Below are 23,953 nucleotides of genomic sequence, written 5' to 3'. Positions count from 1 at the left end.
CCACCATGAAATTTCTGGATCACCTGGAAGAGTGGCTGATCGCGACCCTGATGGGCGCGGCCACCTTCATCATTTTCGTTGCGGTCGTGCACCGCTACCTGGCAGGCTTGCCTATCCCCGGCCTGCAAGACTTCCTGATTCAAATCAATACCAGCTGGGCCCAGGAACTGTGCATCTATATGTTCGTCTGGATGGCCAAGTTCGGCGCCGCATATGGCGTGCGCACGGGCATCCACGTGGGTGTCGATGTCTTGATCAACCGCATGAACCCGCGCTGGCGCGACCGTTTCATCGTCTTCGGCCTCGGTGCCGGCGCCCTGTTTACGGGCATCGTGGGTACTTTGGGCGCCAGCTTCGTGTGGTCGATTGGCCACACGGACCAGACCTCGGCCGACATGGAAGTGCCGATGTGGCTGGTCTACCTGGCCGTGCCGCTCGGTTCCTACCTGATGTGTTTCCGCTTCCTGCAAGTGATGGTGCACTTCATCAAGACGGGCGCCTTGCCAAAACACGACCACTCGCACGTCGAGGGCCTGGAAGATGAACTGACGGCGGAAGAAAAAGGAGCCAAGGCATGAACGCGCTGATCATTTTTGTGTTGCTGCTGGCGCTGATGCTGACCGGCATGCCGATCTCCATTTCGCTGGGCCTGACGGTACTGACGTTCCTGTTTACCATGACCAGCGTGCCCATCGAATCGGTGGCCCTGAAGATTTTCACGGGCATCGAGAAATTCGAGATCATGGCCATCCCGTTCTTCATTTTGGCGGGCAACTTCCTCACGCATGGCGGGGTGGCGCGGCGCATGATCAACTTCGCCAGCTCCATGGTCGGCCACTGGCATGGCGGCCTGGCGCTGGCCGGCGTGATGGCGTGCGCGCTGTTTGCCGCCGTCTCCGGTTCCAGCCCTGCCACCGTGGTGGCGATCGGCTCCATCATCCTGCCGGCCATGGTCAAGCAGGGCTACCCGCGCGGTTTCGGCGCCGGCGTCATCACCACCTCGGGCGCGCTGGGCATTCTGATACCGCCATCGATCGTGATGGTGATGTATTCCGTCAGCACGAATACCTCGGTCGGTAAACTGTTCATGGCGGGCGTGATTCCCGGCATGATGCTGGCCATGCTGCTGGGCCTGACCACGTGGTTTTTGGCGCGCAAGCACAATTATCCGCGCATGCAAAAGGCCAGCTGGGGCGAGCGCTTCGTCACGTTCAAGAAGAGCGCCTGGGGCTTGCTCCTGATCGTCATCGTCATGGGCGGCATTTATTCCGGCGCCTTCACGCCGACGGAAGCGGCCGCCATGGCTGCCGTGTACGCCTTCATCATCGCCGTCTTCGTCTACAAGGACTTGAAGATCAAGCAGGTGGGCAAGGTCTTGCTCGATTCGGCCGCCATGTCGGCGATGCTGTTGTACATCATCACGAATGCCGTGCTGTTCTCGTTCCTGATGACCAGTGAAAACATTCCGCAAGCGATGGCCGAGTGGATTACGGGCAAGGGCCTGGGCGTGATCAGTTTCTTGCTGGTGGTCAACGTGCTGCTGTTGTTGGCTGGTAACGTCATGGAACCGTCGTCCATCGTGCTGATCATGGCGCCTATCCTGTTCCCCGTCGCCATGAAGCTGGGTATCGACCCTGTGCACTTCGGCATCCTGATCGTGGTCAATATGGAGGTCGGCATGTGCCATCCGCCCGTGGGCTTGAATCTGTATGTGGCGTCCGGCATCACGAAGATGGGCATCTCGGAGCTGACCGTGGCCGTGATGCCATGGCTGCTGACGATGCTGGCCTTCCTGGGCTTGATTACCTACGTACCACAAATCTCGCTGTGGCTGCCAAATTTAATTTACAACTAAAACAGTTGTCCCCGTCATGGTGCAAAAAAAGTCGATACGGCCGAATAAATGCGCTATGATGGGCAGCCTTAAGGGGAAACACGTATATGCATATGCGCCCCGGTAGCAAGGCTGAAATACAGAATTGGCAACAAGGTTAGTGGGGGAGTGGTCTATAAAAACGGTATTGATACCGGGGATATATTGAGGAGACACACGTTTCACAGAAGTTGTTGAGTCATAGCTGTCTGCGGCCACAAGCCGGCACCGGCGGACCCAAACGACCGGGAACGTGAAGCAATATTTGAAGCGCACCGACTGGTGCGCTTTTTTTTCGTGCGCGGGAAACGTCCGCCGGCACGCCCAAAGACGGTGCATAATTCCCGTGGCGCCGTTTCCCGCGCCGGCAGGTTGCATATTTGCCACACTTGAACAATGATCAGCAGATGAAAAAACAACAGGGCAGTGAACTGTTCAGCGCCATCGTGGCTGCGCCATTCGGCGCCATGGGCGTGCGCGCGCAGGATGGCCAGGTATGCGAACTGGTGTACCTGCCGCCGCACTTCGACGAGAAGGAACCGCAGGATGCCGTCTCCGAGCTGGCATGTCAGCAACTGGCGCGCTATTTCCACGATCCCGATTATGTCTTCGACCTGCCGCTGGCCGCTTCGGGCAGCGCCTATCAGCAACGGGTGTGGACGGCGATTCGCGGCATTGCGCGCGGCCAGGTGCGCACCTATGGCGACGTGGCGCGCCTGATCGGCTCGGCCCCGCGCGCCGTGGGCCAGGCTTGCGGCGCCAACTGGTTTCCCGTGGTGATCCCCTGCCACCGGGTCACGGCCGCAGGCGGCCTGGGCGGCTTTGCGCACCACGACGATGCGGCGGGCTTCCACCTGGGCGTCAAGCGCTGGCTGCTGGCGCATGAAGGCGTGGCGGGCATGGGGTGGTCAACACGATGATGAACAGCCTGCTGGCGCCCGACAACGCTACCCTGATCGACGAATTCTGCGACAGCCTGTGGCTGGAAGACGGCTTGTCGAAAAACTCGCTCGACGCCTACCGGCGCGACATGCGGCTGTTTGCGCGCTGGCTGGAAGTGGCGCGGCCCGGCCGCGAAGGCCTGTACGAGGTGTCCACGGCCGACATCGAAGCGTATTTCGCCGCCCGCCACGACGAGAGCAAGGCCACGTCATCGAACCGGCGCTTGTCCGTGCTCAAGCGTTTTTACCAGCTGGCCTTGCGGCACAAGCATATCGCGGCCGACCCGTGCCTGAAGATGGTCTCGGCCAAGCAGCCCGCGCGCTTCGTGCATACCCTGAGCGAAGCGCAGGTGGAAGCCTTGCTGGCGGCGCCCGACGTGAGCACGCCGCTGGGCCTGCGCGAACGCACGATGTTGGAACTCATGTATGCGAGCGGCTTGCGCGTGTCGGAACTGGTGGACTTGAAATCCGTCGAGCTGAGCCTCAACGATGGCGTGCTGCGCATCACGGGCAAAGGCAGCAAGACGCGCCTGGTACCGTTCGGCGAGCAGGCGCGGCTGTGGATAGAGCGCTACCTGAAGGAAGCGCGCGGCATCATCCTCGACGGGCAAATGGACGACGCGCTGTTCGTCACGCGGCGCGGGGGCGCCATGACGCGGCAAATGTTCTGGGTCATCATCAAGAAGCACGCGCTGAGCGCCGGCATCACGGCGCCGCTGTCGCCGCACACCCTGCGCCACGCGTTCGCCACGCATTTGCTCAACCATGGCGCGGACTTGCGTGTTGTGCAATTGTTACTGGGACACTCCGATATTTCCACCACGCAGATTTACACGCATGTGGCCCGCGAACGGCTGAAACTGCTGCATGCGCAGCATCATCCGCGCGGCTAAAAATTTTGTATTTGCTCCAACTGCGTCATAATGTGTCCTATGTGCTTATCTGTAACAATAAAAAACTAAAGAGGTAGTAAATGGCCAAGACAAATTTCCAATACGAAAAACGGCAAAAAGAGCTGGAAAAGAAGAAGAAAGCCGAGGAAAAAGCCAGACGCAAGCTGGAAGCGAAGAACAATCCGAAGCCGGCCGATGGCAGCGAAGGCGATGAGCCGGAAGCGGACGACGCCGACGACGCCGATGACGCAGATCCGGCCGCCGAAGGCGACGCACCCGTCCAGCCGCAGTAATTCCCCGTTCCTGACGACCGGTGCGGCACCATCGCCGCGCCGGTATCCCCTCGTTCTACTTTCTCCCCGCTACAAACTCGGCCGCTGGCCGATGGCCAGTTGCAGCTGCGTGCTGGCGATGGCCGCATCGGCGCGCGCCTGCACATAGCCCTGGTACGCCTCATCGGCCGAACGCTGCGCCGCCAGCCATTCCAGCAGCGAGGCATTGCCTTTGACGTAAGACAGGCGCATGCCGTCGACCACCTTCTGCGCATCGACCAGCACGCCATCGCGGTAGCGCGCCAGCCTGTCTTGCGCCGCACGCAGTTGCCGCTGCGCCGTGCGCACCTGCGTCTCCGCCGTCAGTTCCGCCTGGCGCAGGGCCAGCATCGCCTGCGTCACACTTGATTCCGCCTGCACGATGTCGCCCTTATCGCGCCGCGACAGGGGAATGGGGATGGCCAGCGAGATGGACAGCGCGCGCGAGCGGGCCGCGCCTTCGACGGGATTGCCGCTGGCATCGATGCCGTCATGGTAGCCGCGCGCGGCGGCCAGGCCCACGGTGACGGTCGGATCGACGGCGCGGTTGGCACGCACGAGGGCCGCGCCATCGCGCATATTGTCCAGAGTGGCGCGGGCGATGCGCACGTCGCTGCGGGCGCCGAGCGCTTGCGGTAGCAGCACGCTGGCATCCTGGTCGGCAAACGCGGCGAAGTCGCAGGCTAGCTGCACGTCGGGAAACAGCGCATCGAACTGGCGCCCCAGCGGCGGAGATAGGGCTAGCATGGCGCTGTCCGCCTCGCTGCGCGCCTGCGCCAGCTCGGCCTGGAACTGGTCGCGTTCCACGCGCGACTGCAGCAGTTCGATGCCGCCCACGTCGCCCGCCTTGCGCCGCACGGTGTTCGCCTCCACCACTGTCGACAGGGCCGCCATGGTCTGCTCCTTGCGCGCTGCGACGTCGCGCGTGCGGCACGCTTCCGTGAACGCGGCGGCGGCCGTGCCATACAGTTCGCTCTTGAAGCCGGCCACCGTTTCCTCTGCCAGCGCGACGTTGCTGTGCGCCGCCTTGATGCGCGCGGCGCGCTTGCCGCCCGTCTCGATGGCCATGCTGATGGACGGGTTCCACGTGACGGGACGGCGTTCGACGCTGCGCACGGTGTCGCGCGTGGCGCCCAAGGTGAACTCGGGATCGCGACGCAAGCCGGCGATGCCGACGCCGGCCTTGGCCGCAACGATGCCTTCCTGCTGCGATTGCAGTTCCAGGCTGTGGCTTTCCACGGCGGACAGATAGGTGTCAAAGCTCAACGGAGTGGCAAGGGCGCCGGGCGCGATCAGCCAGGCCGCCAGCAATACATTAAAACGTGTCATGGGTCTCTCCTTCGGTATGCGTCTGGCGTTTTTGCAGGTGCGCCTCGATCAGGTAATACAGCGCTGGCAACAGCAGCAAGGTCAATGCCGTGGCCGTCACCAGGCCGCCCACCACGACGGTCGCGAGCGGGCGCTGTACGTCGCTGCCCAGGCCTGTTGCCAGCATGGCCGGTGTCAGGCCCAGGGCGGCCACGGTGGCCGTCATCAGCACGGGGCGCATGCGGTCGCGCGCGCCTTCGAGCACGGCGTCGCGCAAGCTCTTGCCCTCGTCGACGCGCAAACGGTTGATCTGCGCCAGCATCAGCACGGCATTCAGGACGGCCACGCCGAACAGGGCGATGAAGCCGACGGCACTCGATACGTTCAAGGTCATGCCGCGCAGGTGCAGCGCGGCCAGGCCACCGAGCATGGCCAGCGGCACGGCCAGCAAGACCAGCGCGGGCTGGCGCAGGTTGCGGAACTGGCCAAACAGCAGCAAAAACATGGCGCCCAGGGTCATCGGCAGGATCAGGGCCAAACGGCTTTGCGCGCGCTGCAGGTTCTCGAACTGGCCGCCCCATTCGACGCTGATGCGCTGGTGCTCGTTGGCCACGGCTTGCGCCACCAGCGGGCGCGCTTCGGCCAGGAAACCGGCCAGATCGCGTCCGCGGGCATTCAGGCGCACGATGATGTGGCGCCGTCCCATTTCGCGCACGATCACGCTTTCGCCCGAGGTGGTGCTGATAGTGGCCACCTGCGCCAGCGGAATCCTCGCGCCATTGGCGGCCGTCAGCTTCAGGCTGGCGATGGCGTCCGGGCTGGAACGCGTGGCGGGCGGGAAGCGCACGGCAATGTCGTAGCTTTTTTCGCCGACATACACCTGGCCGATGGGCGCGCCGCCGATGCCAGTGGCAATCAGGTCAGCCACGTCGGCCGCATTGATGCCATAGCGGGCTGCCTTGGCGCGGTCCAGTTCCACCTTCAGGTTGGGCAGCGGCGGCTCGACGTCTACGGCCACGTCGGAGGCGCCGTCGACGGTCTTGAGGACATTGGCCACCTTGCCCGCGATGGCGCGCACTTCATCGAGGTCGTTGCCGAAGATTTTCACCGTCAGGTCGCTGTGCGCGCCCGACAATTTATCCTGCACGCCGTCGATCATCGGCTGCATGAAGGCCACCGTAAAGCCGGGCATGCGGGAGAAGCGTTCATTCATTTTGGCGATCAGCTGCTGCTTGCTCATGCCGGACTTCCAGCTTTTATACGGATGCAGTCCCACGCTGGCCTCGATGTGCGACGGCGTCCAGTAATCGGTACCGTCGTCGTTGCGCCCCGTCTGCGTGACGATGGTCGACACTTCCGGGAATTCCAGCGCGGCGCGGCGCAATTCGCTGGCCATCCCGGACGCCTTGTCCAGGGTGATCCCGGGCGGCATCTGCACCTGCAGCCACAAGGAGCCCTCATCGAGGTAGGGCAGGAAATCGCGCCCGATGCTGCCGCCCAGGATGGCAAGCGCTGCGAGCGATCCTGCGCACACCATCGCCACCCAGCGCTTCCTGCCCACCATGCGCTCGAGGAAGCGGCCATACGCGGCGGCCAGCGTGTCCAGCGCGCGGTTGTGGAAAGTGCGGCGCGGCTTGCGCAAGGCCAGCCAGGCCAGGCCGGGAATCAGCACCAAGGCCACCACCAGCGCGCCCACGAGCGCCGCGCCCACCGCATACGCCATCGGCGAAAACAGTTTGTATTCGATACGCTGGAAGGCGAACAGGGGCAGGTAGGCGGCGATGATGACGGCCATGCCGAACATGATGGGACGCGCCACTTGCAAAGTGGCGTCGATGGCGTCCTGCAGGCTCAGGGGCCGTTCCTGATCCCGTTCGCGGCGGCGCAGCATGTTTTCCAGCACAACCACGGAACCGTCGACGAGGATGCCGAAGTCGATCGCCCCCAGCGACAGCAAGTTGGCGGGAATCTTAAAATGGTGCATGAAGATGAAGGCGATCAGCAGGGCCAGCGGAATCGTCAGCGCGACGATGGCGGCCGCGCGCGGGCTGCCCAGGTACAGCAGCAGCACCAGGGCGACCAGCAGCATGCCTTCGCCGAGGGTGAATCCGACCGTGTGCAGGGTGGCGTCGATCAGCGAGCTGCGGTCCAGGTAGGGCACGACTTTCACATCCTTCGGCAGCAGCTTGGCATTTAAATCGTCCACGGCCGCATGGATGCCGGCCAGCGCTTCGGACGGATTGAAATCCTTGAGCAGCAGGGTGATGCCTTCGATGGTGTCGGGGTTGTCATCCTTGCCGAGGATGCCGCGCCGCTCCACGTTGCCGTAAGCGAGCTTGCCCAGGTCTTTTACCAGTACGGGCACGCCGTCCTTGCTGCTGACGACGACGTTGCCCATGTCGTCGAGGGTATGCAGCAAGCCCACGCCGCGCACCACGTACGACTGCTGGCCGCGGTCGATCACGCTGCCGCCGCCGCTGATGTTGTTGGCGTTGATGGCGTCCTTGACCTGCGCCAGCGAGAAGCCGTAGCTGTCCAGTTTTGCGGGATCGAGTTCCAGCATGAACTGCGTCGTCAGGCCGCCGAAATTGCTCACGTCGGCCACGCCGCGCACCTGCTGCAGGCGCGGGATCACGGTCCAGAACTGCAGCTCGGACAGTTCGCGCAAGCTGCGCGTTTTCGATTCCAGCGTGTAACGGTAGATCTCGCCCGTGGGCGAGGTATAGGGATCGAGGCCCGGCTTGGCGTCGTACGGCAGGTTCACGCTGGCCAGGCGTTCCTGCAGCCGTTCGCGCGTGAAGTAGCCGTCGCTGCCATCCTCGAACACCACGGTGATCAAGGACAGCGCGAACAGGCTGCGCGTGCGCAGCACGTGCATGCCCGGAGTACCGAGCAGGGCGCGCTCGAGGGGAATGGTGATCTGCTGCTCGATTTCCTCGGCGCCCAGGCCCGGCACCTGCGTGACGATCTGCGAGGTGACGTCGGCGATGTCGGGATAGGCTTCGATGGGCAGCTGCTTCCAGCAATAGACGCCGTAGGCGGCGACAAACAGCAGCACGAGCCAGACGATGCCGCGCCGCTGGCAGCAGGTGGCGATGACACGGTCAATCATTGAGCAGCACTCCTTCCTTGACGACGATGCGTTCGCCGGCCTTCAGGCCCGAGACGATTTCGACCTGGTCTCCATGGCTGGCACCCACCTGCACCGTGCGCGGCGTGAATACCAGCGGGCTGCGCTCGACCATCACGCGCGTCGATGGCCCGCTTTGCAGCACGGCGGCGGCCGGCACGAGGAGGGCGCGGCGGGAAGCGCCGGCGAATCCCGCGTGGGCGAACATGCCCGGCTTGAAGGCGCCGGCGCGGTTGTCGATGGCCACGCGTACTTTCACCGTGCGCGTTTCGGGATCGAGCACGGCGCCCACATACGCGACCTTGCCTTCGAAAGCCTTGCCGGGCCAGGCGTCAACGCTGATGCGGGTCGCTTGGCCCACGGCCACCTGCGCCAGATCCCTTTCGGCCACGTTGGCCGCCAGCCACACGGTGGACAGATCTGCCACCGTCATGACGGGCGCGTTGATGTCGTTCCAGTAGCCGCCCTGGGCGCCTTCCATGGCGATCACGGTGCCTGCGATGGGCGAACGCAAGACATAGTCGCGGCGGGTGCCGCGTGTGCCGCGTGTGCCGGCGCCGTACTGGGCCAGCTTGTCGGCGCTGGCCTGGGCGTCGCTGCCGGCCTGCGCAAAGGCGGCCTGCGCCGCTTCGTACTCCTTGCGCGCGGCGATTTCCGCCTCGAACAGGGTTTTCTGGCGCTCGAGTTCCTGGCGCGCCTGCAGCAGGGCGGACCTGGCTTTGCTGTCGTCCGCGTAGGCGGCGCTCAGTTCCGCCGAATCGAGCGTGAACAGCGGGTCGCCCGCCTTCACGCTGTCGCCCAGTGAACGCTGCAAGCGCGTGATGCGCCCGGCCAGCGGCGGCGTGATTTTCACCAGTTTTTCCGGCATCGCCTCGATGCTGCCGGGCGCCTGCGTCTGCGTGGCGATCTCCTGTTCCTGCACGGGCGCGATCTGCAGGCGCTGGCGCAGTGGCGACATTTTGTCGACGGCGATACTGCCGTCGTCCAGGTGCGTCGATTGGGCGGGCGGCGTGGCCGCCGGCGTCGGCTTGGCGCAGCCGGCCAGGGCCGAGCAGGCGAGAGCGAGGGCGCAGCTGGCGCCCAGGGCGTTGCGGGTGGTCGTGTTCATCCCGTGTTTCCTTGTTATTGATGGTGAGGGGGCATGCGTGGATGCGGTGCCCAGGCGGGCAATGAGAGGGGCGCAGGTGGCGCAGGCAGCGTCACTACAGCGCCGGGAAAGCATAACAATGTGCTCCTGAAGAAGCGCCCAAGAATGCCTGAATCATTCTTCAGGTTCTGTGCGCGCACGGTGGAGCGCGGTAAAATGCAAAGCATGGAAAATAAGGCGCGACGCGAAAGGCAGGCATGAGAATCCTCCTGGTGGAAGACGACCGCAAGGCGGCGCGCCTGCTGGCCCGCGGCTTGCAGGAAGAAGGCTTTGTTGTCGACGTGGCGCACAGCGCGGAAGAGGGCGAGGACGAAAGCTACGCCGTCGACTATGACGCCATCGTGCTGGACTGGATGTTGCCGGGCAAGCAGGGCATCGATTTTTGCCGCGACTTGCGCGCGCGCGGCATCCAGACACCCGTGCTGATGCTCACGGCGCGCGACGCCACGGCCGACCGGGTGGCGGGCCTGAACACGGGCGCCGACGATTACCTCACAAAGCCGTTCGAATTCGAGGAACTGCTGGCGCGCATCCGCGCCTTGCTGCGCCGCTCCGACATCAGCCGCCCGCTGGTGCTGGCGCTGGCCGATTTGACGCTCGATCCCGTCAGCCACCAGGCCACGCGTGCCGGCGCGCCCCTGGTGCTGACACCCAAGGAGTATGCGATTTTATTGATCCTGCTGCGCCAGGCGGGCGAGGTGGTCAGCCGTGCGCGCCTGGCCGAACAGATCTGGCAGGCGGACCTGATCGGCATCGACAACCTGATCGATGTCCACGTGCGCAACCTGCGGGGAAAAGTGGATGCGCCGGGCTTGCCGCCCTTGATCCACACGGTGCGCGGACGCGGCTTCCGCCTGGCGGAAAACCACGGTGGCTAGTTTTCGCAAGCGCTTGCTGCTGGTGCACCTGGCCGTCATCCTCGCCATCGTCGCCTGCACGGCGCTGGCCGGTTATTGGGGCCTGTCGCGCGCCGTGCATGGCCAGCTCGATGCGGCCCTGTTGGCGCTGGCCGAGACGGAAATGGCCATGCTGCCGGCCGCGCCGCGCCAGCCCGTGCAGGTGCACGAGGTGGCGCCGGGCCTGGCGCAGCCGTCATTGACGCGCCTGGACCGCCTGGTGCAGATCATCGATGGCGAAGGCCGCGTGCTGGCGCGTAGCCGCAATCTGGAGGCGGCGCAGCTGCCGGCGCCGCCGGCCTTGCTGGCGCGCCTGGCGGCCGGCGAGACCGTCTTCGAGACCTTGCCCAAGTTCGGCGAAGAGCCGCTGCGCATGGTGTCGATTCCCGTGCCCTCGTCCGGAACGCGCCTGGCGGTGCAGGTGGCCGGTTCGCTCGACGACACCAATCACGTGCTGGCCGCGGCCACCGTGCTGTTTGGCGCCATGGCGCTGGCCTTGCTGGCGGCCGTGGGGCTGGCCGGCGAAATGCTCACGCGCCGCGTGCTGGGCGCCATCGATGACGTGGTGGACCAGGCCCATTCGATCGGCGAAGCGAGCCTGCACCAGCGCTTGCCCCATCCCGGCACGCGGGACGAAATCGGCCGCCTGGTCGATACCCTGAACGCCATGCTGGACCGGCTCGAACACGGCTACGATGCGCAGCGCCGCTTCACGGCCGACGCCTCGCACGAATTGCGCTCGCCCCTGTCGCGCCTGCGCACGGAAATCGAAATCACCCTGCGCCGCCCGCGCGAGTCGCCCGAGTATGTCGATGCGCTGGCATCCTGCCTCGATGAAGTGCAGCGCCTGACGACCCTGGTGGAAGAGTTGCTGATGCTCACGCGCCTGGACGTGGGCCAGGAGCGCAATGCCGTGGAAACCATAGCACTTAATCCCCTCGTGCGGGCGGCCGCGCAGCGCCTGGAAAAGGCGGCCGCGCAGCGCGGCATCCGCATCGTTGTTGATGACAGTGTGGCCGTGCAGGCGCGGGTGGCGGCCGGCCCCGTGGATCTGGTGCTGGCCAATCTGCTCGATAACGCCGTGAAGTTTTCGCCGCCCGACAGCATGATCACGGTGCAGGTGTCGCGCGAGGGCGACCATGCGTTTGTCGGCGTGGCGGACGCGGGACCGGGCATCGGCGTGGAAGACTTGCCGCATCTGTTCGAACGTTTTTACCGGGGCGCCCAGGCGCGCGCGGGCGAGGCGCCCGGTTTCGGCCTGGGACTGGCCCTGTCGCAAGCCATCGTCCATGCGTATGGCGGCAGCATCGAGGCGCAGAACCGTCCGCAAGGCGGCGCCCTGTTCCTCATGCGCCTGCCTGCCTCAGATTGAGGGCGCGACGCCTTCCCAGCGCACTTGCCGCACTTGCGGCCAGGCGCCCGCGCGGTTGACGAAGCGCACCAGCACGGCGCGCTGCACGGCCTGGCACAGCACCGTGGCGATCAGCTGCACCACCTGCCTGGCTTCGTCCCAGCTGCGCAGCATTTGCGACGGGGCCAGGCCCGCGCCTTTGAGTTCGGCCAGCAGCAGGCGCACCACATGGTCGGCCTGCGCCGCAGGGCAAGTGACGGTCAGGCGGTAGGTGGCCACGACGGGACCGCGTCGGGCAAACCAATGGAAGAATTTTTTCATCATCACACTCCCCGTTCGGCGACAAATTCCGCGTTGTTCACCAGCGCCCAGCGCACGGCCGAGACGCTGCCTTCCAGGCTCACCTGGCTGACGATCTGCTCCAGCAATCCCAGGCTGGACAAGGGCGTGAGCAGGTCGGCGCGCACTTCGATGCGTCCGGCGTGCGCCGCGTCTTCGCTGTGCAAGGATTGCAGCATCAGGGCCGGCATGCCGCTGATCATGCGCAGCATGAGGTTGCGCACCTGGACTTCCTGCTCCGCCTCGCACACGGCCGTGACGCGGTAGATGCTTTCCGTCTCGATGCCCGCTTCGCTGCCGTGCGCGTTGATGCGTTGCGCCAGGTGGCGCAGCACGAGGTTGGCGATCAGCACGAAGCCCGTGCCGATGGCCGCTTCCAGCGCGAAGCCCAGGCCGCACAGGATGCCGATGGCGGCCGAGCACCACAAGGTGGCGGCCGTGTTCAAGCCGCGCACCGTCATGCCTTCGCGCATGATGACGCCGGCGCCAAGGAATCCAATGCCCGACACCACCTGCGCGGCGATGCGCATGTGGCCCGCGCTATCTCCTTCGAGCACGGAAACCATCACGAACAGCGAGGCGCCGACGGATACCAGCGCGTTGGTGCGCAGGCCCGCCATGCGCTGGCGCAGCTGGCGTTCGGCGCCGATCATGGCGCCCAGGGTCAATGCCGCGGCAACGCGCAGCGCAAAGTCAAATACCACCATCAGTTTCTCCCGGCTGGGGAGGAACAGGCGAGTGCACAAGGCGAAGACAATTCGCCCCGAAAGGGGGCAGCAGACGACAACGGTGGAACGATGAGGGGGAAGTGGCGGCGAGAGAGTACTGCCGCTGGTAAAACCACACCTTGCCGAGGGCAGGGCGGGCGGAATGCGCGCGTCTTGCCTAAGGCCGATCGCCGATGGTCAATCGACTACTGTCACTGGAACAAGCACCCACGAGTCACTCCATATCATTGATAACGGGGACAGTCTAGCCAGTGGAGCCGCTTTGGTCAACTGAAGCTCTCTTCAGGAAGCCGCCGCGTCGTCCCCGCCAATGCGGGGACGGTGAAGGCGACCGGTGGATCAGTGGGCGTGTGCCTTGGCGTCGTCGGCATCGGTGTGCGCATGCTCGCCGCCGCCAAAGAAGCGCGCGGCGCGCTTGCCCAGGCTATCGAGGTAGGTGTAGGCGACGGGTACCACCACCAGTGTCAGCAAGGTCGAGGTGATCACGCCGCCGATGACGGCGCGGCCCATCGGCGCCTGCGATTCGCCGCCGTCGCCCATGCCGATGGCCATCGGCAGCATGCCGAAGACCATCGCCAGGGTCGTCATCAGGATGGGGCGCAGCCGCACTTGCCCCGCTTCCATCAGCGCCTCGAACTGCCCCAGGCCTTCGCGCTGGCGCTGGTTGGTGAAGTCGACCAGCAAGATCGCGTTCTTGGTGACCAGGCCCATGAGCATGATGAAACCGATCACGGAGAAGATGTTCAGCGTGCTGCCCGTGATCAGCAGGGCGGCCAGCACGCCGATCAGGGAGAGCGGCAAGGACACCATGATGGCGATCGGCTGCAAGAAGCTGCCGAACTGCGACGCCAGCACCAGGTAGATGAAGATCACGGCGATGCCCAGCGCCATCATCGCGCCGCCCATGGTTTCAGCCATCTGCTGCGCATTGCCGGCCACGTCGAAGCGCACGCCGGGCGGCAGGTCGATGGACTTGATGGCTTTCTGCACGTCGGCGTCGACGTCGCCGGCGGGGCGGCCCTGCGTGCCCGCATAGATGGCGACCCGGCGCTGCAAGGCCTGGCGTTTGAGCACTTGCGGGCTCGATGACGGCACGAAGTCGACCACCTGGCGCAGCGGAATCATGACGGGCTTGCCGTTCGCATCGAGTTTGCTGGACGCCAGCGACAGGTCGGCCAGATCGGCCACTTTCTGGCGGCCCGACTTGGGCAGCTGCACGTTGACGTCGTAGTTTTGCCCGTCGCTGGCCAGCCAGTGGCTGACCGTGTCGCCCGCCACGAAAGGACGCAGGGCATTGCCGATCTGCTGCACCGACAATCCGAGATCGCTGGCCAGTTCGTTATTGATCTTCACGGTGGTCGATGGATTGGCGCCTTCCTGGCTGTACTCCATGTCGGCCAGGCCCTTGATGTTGCGCATCTTGTCCATCAGGCGGTGCGCTACCGCATCGAGCTTACCTTCATCCGTACCCAGGATGGCGATGAAGATGGGGCGGTTACCGACGGACAGGGTGATGCCGGCGATCGGCGCCAGGCGTTCGCGGATCAGCTTTTCCAGTTCCTGCTGCGAGCGGCGCTTGTGCGTCTTGAGGTCCGTCAGCTTCAGGTTCACCTCGGCCGCGTTGCGGCCATCGGGCGTGCCGATATTGGCCACCAGGCTGTCGATTTCGGGGAATTCCTTCAGGGCCGTTTCGATCTGGCGCACCTTGGAATCCGTGTATTCGAGGCTGGAGCCGACGGGCGTCTTGAAGCGCAGGTTGACCCAGCCCTGGTCCGTCTCGGGGAACATCTCGCCGCCGATCATGGGCACGAGCATCAGGCTGCCCGCGAACAGCGCCACGGCCGTGGCCAAGGTGGTCTTGCGCCAGCGCAGGGCCACTTTCAGCACCTTGCCATACCAGACGTGCAGGCGGTCGATACCCGTCTCGATCCAGGCCATGAAGCGGCCCAGCCACGGCGCGTACTTGAAGCGGTCCTTGACGGGGTCGCGCCAGACGGACGACAGCATGGGGTCAAGGGTAAAACTGACGAACAGCGAGACAAGCACGGCGACGGCCACGGTGATGCCGAACTGCAGGAAGAAGCGGCCGATGATGCCGTCCATGAAGGCGACAGGGACGAACACGGCGACGATGGCGAACGTGGTGGCCATCACGGCCAGGCCGATTTCATTGGTGCCGTCGTTGGCCGCCTTGTAGTGGTTCTTGCCCATGCCCAGGTGGCGCACGATGTTTTCGCGCACGACGATGGCGTCATCGATCAACAGGCCTATGCACAGGGACAGCGCCATCAGGGTCAAAAAGTTCAGCGTAAAACCGAAGGCCTTCATGGCGATGAAGCTGGCCAGCACGGAGATCGGCAAGGTCAAGCCGGTGATGATGGTCGAGCGCCACGAGTGCAGGAACAGGAAGACGATCACCATGGTCAGCACGGCGCCTTCGATGATGGTGCGCTTGACGTTATTGAGCTGGCTTTGCACGCGCTCCGATTCGTCGTCGAGCACGCGCAGCTTGATATCGGGCGGCAGGGTCTTTTGCAGATCGGCCGCCACTTTCAGGATGCCGGTGCCCACTTCCACCACGTTGGCATCCTGCACCTTGGTGATTTCCATCGTCACGGCTTGCTGGCCATTCATGCGCGAGATCGACAGTTCTTCCTGTTCGCCGTCGACGACGGTGGCCACCTGGTCCAGGTACACGGGGCCGACGGCGCGGCGCGCGACGATGATCTTGCCGAATTCGCGCGCATCCTTGATCTTGCCTTCCACGCGCACCAGTTGTTCGGCCGCGCCATGGCTGATCGAGCCGGCCGGCAGATTGGTATTCGTGGCCTGGATGGCGCGGATCACTTCATCGACGCCGATGCCCTGGGCATTGAGTTCGATCGGCTTCATGCTGATGAGGATCTGGCGCGCGCGCAGGCCGCGCAGCTTGACTTGTCCCACGCCGGCCACGCTCTGGAAGCGCTTGCTGATGATTTGCTCCGTCATGGTCGACAGCGAGCGCAGGTCATGTCCGGTCGACGTCAATACGATGGTGGCGATGGGGCGTTCGTTGTCGCCTTCGGCGCGGGCGATGAACGGGTCCTTGGCTTCTTTCGGGAAGCGCGGACGCACCAGGGCCACCTTGTCGCGCAAGTCCTGCATGGCCTTGTCCATATTCGTCGACAGCTCGAATTCCAGGTAGACGCCGGCGCGTCCTTCCCACGAGTTGGCGCGGATGGTCTTGATGCCGCTGACGGTGTTGACGGCGTCCTCGATGGGGCGCGTGATGTCGTTTTCCACGGCTTCGGGCGAGGCGCCCGGATAGTTCACTTCAATGGCGGCGAACGGGAACTGCACGCTGGGCATGCTTTCCACGCCCAGGCCACGGTAGGAGAAGATGCCCAGCACCACCAGCGCCACCATGACCATGGTGGCGAAGACGGGGTTTTGAATACTGACTTTGGTCATCCACATGGCTTAATCCTTCCGTGCCAGCACGGCTGCCGGTGTGGCGGGCGCGGTGGGGGAGGTGGCTGGCGCGGCGAAGGTCACGCTGTGGCCCGGCTTGACGCCATCGAGTTTGGCGATGATGACTTTCGCGCCCGGCACGAGACCCGATTTGACTTCCGCATAGCCTTCATCCTCGTTGCGCAAGCCCAGGGTGACGGGCTGGGCGACGACCTTGTTGTTCACCAGCGCATACACGACGGGCCCCTGCTTTTCATTGCGCACGGCCGTCAACGGCACCAGCGGCGCCACGCTTGATCGCTCGGTGACGATGCTGCCCTTGGCGAACATGCCGCCGCGCAGCGCGCCATCGCCATTGTCGACGGCGATGTAGACGAGCATGGCGCGCGAGCCGCTCTCGGTGGTGGGGTTGATGCGCGTGACCTTGCCGGCGAAGTCGCGCGCGCCGAAGCCGTCGACCTTGAAGTGCACGTCCTGGCCCAGCTTGATGCGGGGGATTTCCGCGCTGGGCACGGGCGCTTCCAGGGTCAGTTGCGCCAGGTTGACGATGGTGTAGACGGGCATGTCGGGCGAGACTTTTTCGCCGGCCTGCAGGTGGCGCTTGCTGACGATGCCGGCCATCGGCGCGCGGATCACGGTGTCGGCCAGCGCGATGCGGGCGATGTCGACCATCGCGGCGGCGGACTTCACATTGGCGCGCGCCAGGTCGACCGAGTTTTGCGTCGTGTCGTAGGCTGTTTGCGAAATGTATTTTTGCTTGAGCAGGGCCTGGCTATTCGCTTCATTTTTGCCGGCCATCGACAATCGCGCCTGCGCTTCGTCGAGCATGGCTTGCTGCTGCGTCAGGCGGGCGCGCAGGTCGGCCGCGTCCAGACGCACGAGGATTTGCCCATTCGCCACTTGCTGGCCTTCCTGCAAGGTGGTTGCCTCGATCACGCCGGAAACCTTGGCCTTGATGGTGGCCTGGGTCACGGGCGCCAGCGAACCGGACAGGGGCAGGCTGATGGACAGCGCGCGCGCGGCAATGGCGGCCACGTCGCCTTGCGCCAGTTCATGCACGGGCGTCTTTTCCTGCTCCTTCTTCTTGCTCGCCTGCAGTTCGGCCGCCTTGGCGGCTTGCTGCTTCGATTGCATCACCGTCCAGCCGCCGCCGGCCAGGCCCAGCACGACGAGGATCAGCACGGGGGTGCGCCAGCGCCGGCGGCGCGTGGCGGCAAGGGGGGAGGCGGGGGGCAGGGTCTCGTTTTTCATAGGTTTTTTTCAGGAGCGGCGCAGGGCTTCGGCGCCAGGTCTCGGTATGGCCGGCCTGTCGCTGGCCGGGAGAATTCGGGGTAGCGCATCACCGTGGCGGCCGCAGGCAGCACGCCTGCCGCTGCGGCCGTTCACGGCGATGCGCATGTTGCCACTTTAGGAAGATTCAAGTCCGGCCGCCATACCCGTGCGACAGATTGCACAAAATCGGGGCTGGAATGCAAAAAACGGCGACCGGAACCAACTTGCCCGTGTCGACGCCGCGCACGTCACGATGCTTGCGCATCCTCAAGAAGCCGATTCGCCGGCGCGCAAGAATGGTCGGGATGGTTGCGCCACCGGACAGGCCATACGTCCGCCGGTTGCCGCGCGGCCGCGCCACGGGGGGCTGATGTCTGATCGGATTGCCGGAGCCGCCCCGTCGCCGGGCCGTTTGCTGGCCGCTGCCGAACCGCAGGCGGGCGCGGCCGGCAAGGCGCTCGATTTGCTGTCCATCATCGTTGCCGCCGTCGAGCAGGCACCGGGCCTGGCCGTGCGCGGCATCGACCGCGATGGCATCGTGCGCTACTGGAGTGTTGGCGCCGCGCGCCTGTATGGCGTGACGGCCGAGCTGGCGCTGGGCCAGCCGTGGGCCAGGGTAGCCGCCGCGCTGCCGGATGCCGCCACCGTGGCCGAGGAGCTTGCCGGCGAACTGGCGGCCGTGTGGGAGAGCGGCAAGGCGCGCAGCACGCGCCTGTGGAAGCTGGGCGCCGACGGGGCCTCGCCGCGCTGCATCTGTTCCACCGTATTCCCCGTCATGCAGTCCGGACACGTGCGGCAAGTGGTCTGCATCGATGTCGACATCACGGCCAGTGGCCAGGATGGCGCGGCGCAGGGCGCTTTGTTGTTGATGGGCGACAATTTCCGCCAGCTGTACCAGAAATCCGCCGACGCCATCGTGCTGCTGCGCGACGAGCATATCGCCGAAGCGAATCCGGCCGCCATCGCCCTGTTTCAATGCGAAGACCGGACACGGCTGCTGGGGCGCCGCCTCAGCGACTTTTCGCCCTTGCGCCAGCCCGATGGCGCATTGTCCTCGTTGCGCGGCACGCAGCTGGCGGCGCAGGCCCACGCGGACGGCAACTGTCGCTACGATTGGCGTTACCAGACGTGCACGGGCCAGCTGTTCTGGGGCGAAGTGCTGCTCACGTCCGTCACGCTCGACCATAGCTATCTGTTTTACGCCGTGATCCGCGATATTTCCTCGCGCAAGCTGGCCGAGCGGGCCCTGTACCTGTCGGCACAGGTGGTCGAGCATGCGCGCGAGGCCATCGTCGTGCTGGACCCGCAGCAGCGCGTCGTCAGCATGAATCCCGCGTACAGCGAGATCAGCGGCTACAGCCTGGACGACATGCTGGGCAAACCCTTCGTCCTGCAGGGCGTGGAACCGGATGCGCCCGCGTTTTTCGACCACGTGTGGGATGAGGTCGAGGCGAACGGCTATTGGCAAGGCGACATCATGGGCCAGCGCAAGGCGGGCGGGCGCTACCCGGCCTGGCTGTCGCTGACGGCCATCCGCGACTCGCAAGGGCAATTGAGCAATTACCTGGCCATCCTCAGCGACATCAGCGAGCGCAAGAAAAACGAGGAGCACACGCGCCACCTGGCCGAGCATGATTTCCTGACCGACCTGCCGAACCGGGTGCTGCTGCTGGACCGGCTGTCGCTGTCGCTGGCGGCCGCGCGGCGCAAGCTGAGCATGCTGGCCATCCTGTACCTGGACCTCGACCACTTCAAGCACATCAACGACAGCATGGGCCACCACGTGGGCGACTTGCTGCTCAAGGAAGTGGCGCGGCGCCTCGTGCGCTGCGTGCGCGGCGTCGATACGGTCAGCCGGCATGGCGGCGACGAGTTCGTCATCATCCTGTCCGAGGTGGGCGGCATTGACCAGGTGGCCCACGTGGCGTCCAGCCTGCTGCATGCCGTCACGCAGCCCTATCAGCTGGGCGAATACGAACTGCATGTGTCGACCTCGATCGGCGTGGCCATCTTTCCCAGCGATGGCGACGGCATCGAGACCCTCGTGCACAACGCCGACATCGCCATGTACCACGCCAAGGAAAGCGGGCGTAACAATTTCCAGTTTTTCAATGCCGAGATGAATGCGCAAATCGTCGAACGGGCCAGCCTGGAGCAGGGCTTGCGCGCCGCGCTGGGCCGCGATGAATTCGTGCTGGAGTTCCAGCCCGCGCTCGATGTCGCCAGCGGGCAGATCCTCGGCGCCGAAGCGCTGTTGCGCTGGCGCCACCCGCAACTGGGCGTGCTGCCGCCCGAGCGCTTCATCGCCGTGGCCGAGGAATGCGGCTTGATGGTGTCGATCGGCAACTGGGTGCTGCGCCACGCCTGCCTGCGCGCGCGCGCCTGGCACGATGCGGGCCATGCCTGGCGTGTGGCCGTGAATCTGTCGCCGGCGCAATGCCTGCACAATAATTTATTGCTCAGCGTGCAAGAGGCGCTGGCCGTGTCGGGTTTGCCCGCCGCCTGCCTGGAACTGGAAGTGACGGAATCGTTGCTGATGAAGGGCGGCGCGCGCCTGGCCGGCGTGCTGGCGCAACTGCGCGCGCTGGGCGCCAGGCTGGCCATCGACGACTTCGGCACCGGCTATTCGCGCCTGGCCAATCTGCGCCATTACCCGGTGGATAAACTCAAGATCGATCCCTCGTTCCTGCCCGCCGCCGATGGCGCGGCCGGCGAATCCGACACGGCTGTCGCCGCCACCATCATCGCCATGGCGCGCGAGCTGCAATTGACGGTGATTGCCGAAGGCGTGGAAACGGCGCAGCAGCTGGCGTATCTGCGCGGGCAGGGCTGCCAGCAATACCAGGGCCGCTATGCCAGCGCGCAAGTGGAGGGCAGCGCGCTGGCGAAGTTGCTGCATTAGTTATTGCATTAGTGACTGAGTTAATCAATGTTTCCCAGCAGCTTGATGCGCGCCAGCACCTGGCCATGGTCGGATGCGTACGGCAAGCCCAGTAGCAAATGATCGTTGAGATAAGTCACTTCCTGCAGCACGCCGATGGCGCGCGGCGAGGCAGGATGAAAATGTTCGGACACGAGGATGTGGTCGATCGTCATGTAGGCGCTGTCGTGGATATTCGTGTAGCCCACGTGGCGCAGGGCATCCTGGCGCAGCTGGATGGCGTTGGCGTCGTACAGGCGCGCGCGCATTTCCGGCATGTCACCATGCGGCTCGCACGGCGCGCCCGCGCCCATGACGATGGCCGTGGTGACGGCATTGGCGATGTCGTTGAAGTCGCCCAGCACGATGCGGGGACGGCCGCTGTGGCCCAGCTCGCTTGCCAGCATGCGCAGCGCCACGGCTTCCGCGCCGCGCCGCTGCAGCGAGCGCAGGTTGGCCAGCGCGTAGCTGGCCGCATCGTAGCCGTCGCCATGGCGGTAATCGGGCCGGCGCGATTTCAAATGCACGACGACCACGTCCGTGAGCTGTCCGCCAGGCAAGATGACCTGCACATGCAGCGGTGCGCGGGCAAAGCGGCAGGCGTTGTCCTCGGCGGAGACGCTCACGCCGGTAGGGAAATCCGCCCAGGCAATACCAGCGCCGGCCAGCGGCAGGCGCGACACGAGCGCCACCGTGGGTAGCATGCGTCCGGCGGGGTCCATCGCGTCGTAGCCGGCCACGGTGGCTTCGCGGTAATGGCGCGTGCGCGACAGCACGTCGCGCAGGGCCGCTTGCGAGAAAATTTCCTGGAAAGCGATCACGTCGGCGTCGAGCAGGTCGATCTGCCGCGCCGTCCACTCCGCCTTGGCTGCGTATTGCGCCGGGCTCAACGGTTCCAGGTTGTCATACAATTTCGCCCCGGCGGGGGCAAGGTTGCAGACATTGAATGTGGCAAAGCGGATTTCTTCCTGCATAATTAGCACTCCTCACTGAACGATCAGCGTATCACGCATGGCTAAAAAAGAGCATATTTCCGAAACCCAGGCGACGCAGCTGCTGCGCAAGCATCAAGTTTCCTTCGATGAACACCCGTATCCGTATGAGGAGCACGGCGGCACCAGCGTGTCGGCGCGCGAGCTGGGCGTGCCCGAGCACTCTGTGATCAAGACCCTGGTGATGCAGGACGAGGCGGCCAAGCCGATGATCGTGCTCATGCATGGCGATTGCAAGGTGTCGACCAAGAACCTGGCGCGCGCCATCGGCTGCAAGTCCGTCGAGCCGTGCAAGCCGGAAGTGGCGCAGCGCCATTCCGGCTACATGATAGGCGGCACCTCGCCGTTCGGCACGAAGAAGGCCATGCCCGTGTACGTCGAGGAATCGATCCTGGCGCTCGAACGCATCTACATCAATGGCGGGCGGCGCGGTTTCCTCGTCTCGCTGGCGCCGCAGGTGCTGCTCGATTTGCTCAAGGCCAAGCCGGTGCAGTGCGCCTTGCAGGATTAAGAAAACTGGATACCGCCCTGTCCGTTGGCTGGGCGCTGGTGTATATTCTGCTGCGCCAGCCTCGATGCTGGTGCAATAAACACAATAAAGGGAAGAAATGAATCCAGTAATCACAACCGTGGCAATGACAGTGGCCGCTTACTTGCTCGGCTCGATATCGTTTGCCGTGGTGATGAGCAAGGTCTACGGCATTGCCGATCCGCGCACCTATGGCTCGAAAAATCCGGGCGCCACCAACGTGCTGCGCAGCGGCAACAAGGGCGCCGCCATCATGACCCTGCTGGGCGATGGCGCCAAGGGCTGGCTGGCCGTGTTCCTGGCTGACCATTTTGCCACCGCGCTGGGCGTGGGCGACACGGCAGTGGCCCTTGTGGCCATCGCCGTCTTCCTCGGCCATTTGTGGCCCGTGTTCTTCCGCTTTGTCGGCGGCAAGGGCGTGGCCACGGCCCTTGGCGTGCTGCTGGGCATCAATCCATGGCTGGGCCTGGCTACCCTGGCCACCTGGCTGATCATTGCCTACGCGTTTCGCTATTCCTCGCTGGCAGCGCTGGTGGCGGCCCTGTTCGCGCCGTTTTACTATGGCTTGCTGTTCGGCGTCGATCCCATCTTGCTGTCCGTCATCGTCATGAGCGTGCTGCTGGCTTACCGCCACAGCCAGAACATTGCGAACTTGCTCTCTGGTAAGGAAAGCAAGATCGGTGGCAAGAAGGATGCGGCCAAGGCGCCCGTCAAGAAAAAGTAAGCGCTTGATTTCCCGCGGCCCGCACGCATATGCTGTGCTTGCGGCGCCGCGCGGTGCGGCCGCCACCGACTCGCGCAAAGGCTGCCCACCATGACTGTTTCCACTTCCCCCGTCACACCCGTCCCCGTCCGTATCGATTTCGTTTCCGACGTTTCCTGCCCCTGGTGCGTGGTCGGCCTGAAATCGCTGGAGCAGGCGCTGGACAAGCTGCAAGACACCGTCCAGGCCGACATCCACTTCCAGCCCTTCGAGCTGAACGCCAACATGCCGCCCGAAGGCGAGGATATCGGCGAACACATCGCCCGCAAATACGGTTCCACCGAAGAACAGATGGCGCAGTCGCGCGAAGCCATCCGTGCGCGCGGCGAACAGCTGGGCTTTACCTTCGCCATGGACAAGCGCGGCCGCATCTACAACACGTTTGACGCGCACCGTCTGCTGCACTGGGCCGCTCTGGAAGGGCGCCAGAAAGAACTCAAAATGGCGCTGTTCGATGCCTATTTCACGCAGGGACAGGATCCGTCTTCGCACGAGGTGCTGCTGGCCGTGGCAGGCAAGGTGGGGCTAGACCCTGTGAAAGCGGCCGAGGTGCTGGCATCGAGCGTCTATGCGGACGAGGTGCGCGCGCAGGAGCAGTTCTACCAGCAGAACGGCATCAACTCGGTGCCGGCCGTCATCATCAATGAGCGGCACCTGATTTCCGGCGGCCAGCCGCCCGAAGTGTTCGAGCAAGCCTTGCGCCAGATCATCGCGGGCGCCTGAACCAGGCGCCAATGGCGCGCGCCATGGCGGACTTTTTGCGCTACACTCGGCGCAGAAGGAGGATAGTCAAATGCCAACAGCCCGCTGGAATGGCGCCGTCATCGCGCAAGCCACCGATGCGCAGGTGCAAGTCGTTGAAAACAATGTATATTTTCCTTTATCGGCAGTGACGCAGGATTACCTGCGTCCCAGCAGCCACACGAGCGTCTGCCCGTGGAAGGGCACGGCCAGCTATTACGACCTCGTCGTCGATGGCCAGACGAATGCCAACGCGGCATGGTTTTATCCCGAGCCCAAGGACGCTGCCCGGCAAATTGCCGGCCACGTCGCCTTCTGGCGTGGCGTGAGCGTCGAGCGCTGACCTGGCTCCCCCAATTTCCCGATAAA

Annotated in this window: 20 protein-coding genes; 12 read left to right on the top strand and 8 right to left on the bottom strand. The window is 64.6% G+C overall.

Translation table 11 applies throughout. From position 1 onward, the window contains the following. Nucleotides 1–5: 5 nt before the first annotated feature. The 5 genes from KO539_RS06385 (at nucleotide 6) to KO539_RS06365 (ending at nucleotide 4,000) form a co-directional block, all read left to right on the top strand. A complete protein-coding gene (locus KO539_RS06385; protein ID WP_035821976.1) occupies nucleotides 6–578 on the top strand; it encodes a TRAP transporter small permease in 573 nt (190 codons plus the stop codon). Next, nucleotides 575–1,855, top strand: coding sequence for a TRAP transporter large permease (locus tag KO539_RS06380; protein ID WP_070223052.1), 1,281 nt, complete (start codon nucleotides 575–577; stop codon nucleotides 1,853–1,855). Before KO539_RS06385 ends, KO539_RS06380 begins: the two co-directional genes overlap by 4 nt. Before the next feature lie 425 nt (nucleotides 1,856–2,280). Then, on the top strand, nucleotides 2,281–2,793 hold the full coding sequence (locus KO539_RS06375; RefSeq protein WP_219307925.1) for a methylated-DNA--[protein]-cysteine S-methyltransferase: 513 nt from the start codon (nucleotides 2,281–2,283) through the stop codon (nucleotides 2,791–2,793). Continuing rightward, the gene (gene xerD, locus KO539_RS06370) at nucleotides 2,790–3,707 is read left to right on the top strand and encodes a site-specific tyrosine recombinase XerD (protein ID WP_225242529.1); all 918 of its coding nucleotides are present in this window, start codon (nucleotides 2,790–2,792) and stop codon (nucleotides 3,705–3,707) included. The genes KO539_RS06375 and xerD overlap by 4 nt, the downstream gene beginning before the upstream one ends. Before the next feature lie 80 nt (nucleotides 3,708–3,787). Then, a complete protein-coding gene (locus tag KO539_RS06365; protein WP_099376618.1) occupies nucleotides 3,788–4,000 on the top strand; it encodes a hypothetical protein in 213 nt (70 codons plus the stop codon). A 69-nt stretch (nucleotides 4,001–4,069) separates the two neighbouring features. On the opposite strand, the gene KO539_RS06360 is transcribed toward KO539_RS06365, so the two are convergent. From KO539_RS06360 to KO539_RS06350, 3 genes are read right to left on the bottom strand one after another with little or no spacing between them, the layout of a single operon-like run. Continuing rightward, complete coding sequence (locus KO539_RS06360) at nucleotides 4,070–5,347, bottom strand: TolC family protein (RefSeq protein WP_219307923.1); 1,278 nt, start codon at nucleotides 5,345–5,347, stop codon at nucleotides 4,070–4,072. Beyond that, on the bottom strand, nucleotides 5,334–8,438 hold the full coding sequence (locus tag KO539_RS06355; RefSeq protein ID WP_219307921.1) for an efflux RND transporter permease subunit: 3,105 nt from the start codon (nucleotides 8,436–8,438) through the stop codon (nucleotides 5,334–5,336). The genes KO539_RS06360 and KO539_RS06355 overlap by 14 nt, the downstream gene beginning before the upstream one ends. Next, nucleotides 8,431–9,564, bottom strand: a complete 1,134-nt coding sequence (locus KO539_RS06350) for an efflux RND transporter periplasmic adaptor subunit (RefSeq protein WP_219307919.1) — start codon at nucleotides 9,562–9,564, stop codon at nucleotides 8,431–8,433. The genes KO539_RS06355 and KO539_RS06350 overlap by 8 nt, the downstream gene beginning before the upstream one ends. A 236-nt stretch (nucleotides 9,565–9,800) precedes the next feature. Between KO539_RS06350 and KO539_RS06345 the strand changes: the two genes are divergently transcribed. Together KO539_RS06345 and KO539_RS06340 are read left to right on the top strand one after the other, a co-directional pair. Further along, nucleotides 9,801–10,481 carry a response regulator transcription factor gene (locus tag KO539_RS06345; RefSeq protein ID WP_070287908.1) on the top strand — a complete coding sequence of 227 codons (681 nt, stop codon included), beginning with the start codon at nucleotides 9,801–9,803 and terminating at the stop codon, nucleotides 10,479–10,481. Further along, nucleotides 10,474–11,871, top strand: coding sequence for an ATP-binding protein (locus KO539_RS06340; protein ID WP_219307917.1), 1,398 nt, complete (start codon nucleotides 10,474–10,476; stop codon nucleotides 11,869–11,871). The genes KO539_RS06345 and KO539_RS06340 overlap by 8 nt, the downstream gene beginning before the upstream one ends. On the opposite strand, the gene KO539_RS06335 is transcribed toward KO539_RS06340, so the two are convergent. The 4 genes from KO539_RS06335 to KO539_RS06320 form a co-directional block, all read right to left on the bottom strand. Continuing rightward, nucleotides 11,863–12,174 carry a hypothetical protein gene (locus tag KO539_RS06335; RefSeq protein WP_046686166.1) on the bottom strand — a complete coding sequence of 104 codons (312 nt, stop codon included), beginning with the start codon at nucleotides 12,172–12,174 and terminating at the stop codon, nucleotides 11,863–11,865. The two genes, KO539_RS06340 and KO539_RS06335, sit on opposite strands and share 9 nt — an antisense overlap. Next, nucleotides 12,174–12,896 (bottom strand): MgtC/SapB family protein, encoded by a 723-nt coding sequence (locus KO539_RS06330; RefSeq protein WP_035821955.1) that lies wholly within the window; start codon nucleotides 12,894–12,896, stop codon nucleotides 12,174–12,176. The genes KO539_RS06335 and KO539_RS06330 overlap by 1 nt, the downstream gene beginning before the upstream one ends. A 360-nt stretch (nucleotides 12,897–13,256) precedes the next feature. Further along, nucleotides 13,257–16,373, bottom strand: coding sequence for an efflux RND transporter permease subunit (locus tag KO539_RS06325; RefSeq protein WP_219307915.1), 3,117 nt, complete (start codon nucleotides 16,371–16,373; stop codon nucleotides 13,257–13,259). A 3-nt stretch (nucleotides 16,374–16,376) separates the two neighbouring features. Next, nucleotides 16,377–17,618 (bottom strand): efflux RND transporter periplasmic adaptor subunit, encoded by a 1,242-nt coding sequence (locus tag KO539_RS06320; protein ID WP_219307913.1) that lies wholly within the window; start codon nucleotides 17,616–17,618, stop codon nucleotides 16,377–16,379. Between the two features lie 391 nt (nucleotides 17,619–18,009). Here KO539_RS06320 and KO539_RS06315 point away from each other — a divergent pair, with 391 nt between their 5' ends. Beyond that, nucleotides 18,010–20,541, top strand: a complete 2,532-nt coding sequence (locus KO539_RS06315) for an EAL domain-containing protein (RefSeq protein ID WP_219307911.1) — start codon at nucleotides 18,010–18,012, stop codon at nucleotides 20,539–20,541. Nucleotides 20,542–20,561: 20 nt separating this feature from the next. Here the strand turns inward: KO539_RS06315 and KO539_RS06310 are convergent, their stop codons facing one another. Continuing rightward, complete coding sequence (locus KO539_RS06310; protein ID WP_219307909.1) at nucleotides 20,562–21,533, bottom strand: endonuclease/exonuclease/phosphatase family protein; 972 nt, start codon at nucleotides 21,531–21,533, stop codon at nucleotides 20,562–20,564. A gap of 37 nt (nucleotides 21,534–21,570) precedes the next feature. Here KO539_RS06310 and ybaK point away from each other — a divergent pair, with 37 nt between their 5' ends. The 4 genes from ybaK to KO539_RS06290 all read left to right on the top strand — a co-directional run bounded on the left by ybaK (nucleotide 21,571) and on the right by KO539_RS06290 (nucleotide 23,927). Beyond that, nucleotides 21,571–22,062: a Cys-tRNA(Pro) deacylase gene (gene ybaK / locus KO539_RS06305; protein ID WP_219307907.1), complete on the top strand. Its 492-nt coding sequence runs from the start codon at nucleotides 21,571–21,573 to the stop codon at nucleotides 22,060–22,062. A gap of 97 nt (nucleotides 22,063–22,159) precedes the next feature. Further along, on the top strand, nucleotides 22,160–22,804 hold the full coding sequence (gene plsY, locus KO539_RS06300; protein ID WP_232730721.1) for a glycerol-3-phosphate 1-O-acyltransferase PlsY: 645 nt from the start codon (nucleotides 22,160–22,162) through the stop codon (nucleotides 22,802–22,804). A gap of 90 nt (nucleotides 22,805–22,894) precedes the next feature. Then, complete coding sequence (locus KO539_RS06295) at nucleotides 22,895–23,566, top strand: DsbA family oxidoreductase (RefSeq protein ID WP_219307904.1); 672 nt, start codon at nucleotides 22,895–22,897, stop codon at nucleotides 23,564–23,566. A 70-nt stretch (nucleotides 23,567–23,636) separates the two neighbouring features. Further along, nucleotides 23,637–23,927, top strand: coding sequence for a DUF427 domain-containing protein (locus KO539_RS06290; protein ID WP_219307902.1), 291 nt, complete (start codon nucleotides 23,637–23,639; stop codon nucleotides 23,925–23,927). Nucleotides 23,928–23,953: the final 26 nt, after the last annotated feature.

This window comes from Janthinobacterium sp. NKUCC06_STL (genome assembly GCF_019345455.1).
Lineage (GTDB): Bacteria > Pseudomonadota > Gammaproteobacteria > Burkholderiales > Burkholderiaceae_D > Janthinobacterium > Janthinobacterium rivuli.
Note: the sequence above shows the minus strand (reverse complement) of the source record. Positions and strands in the feature narration are given on the sequence as shown.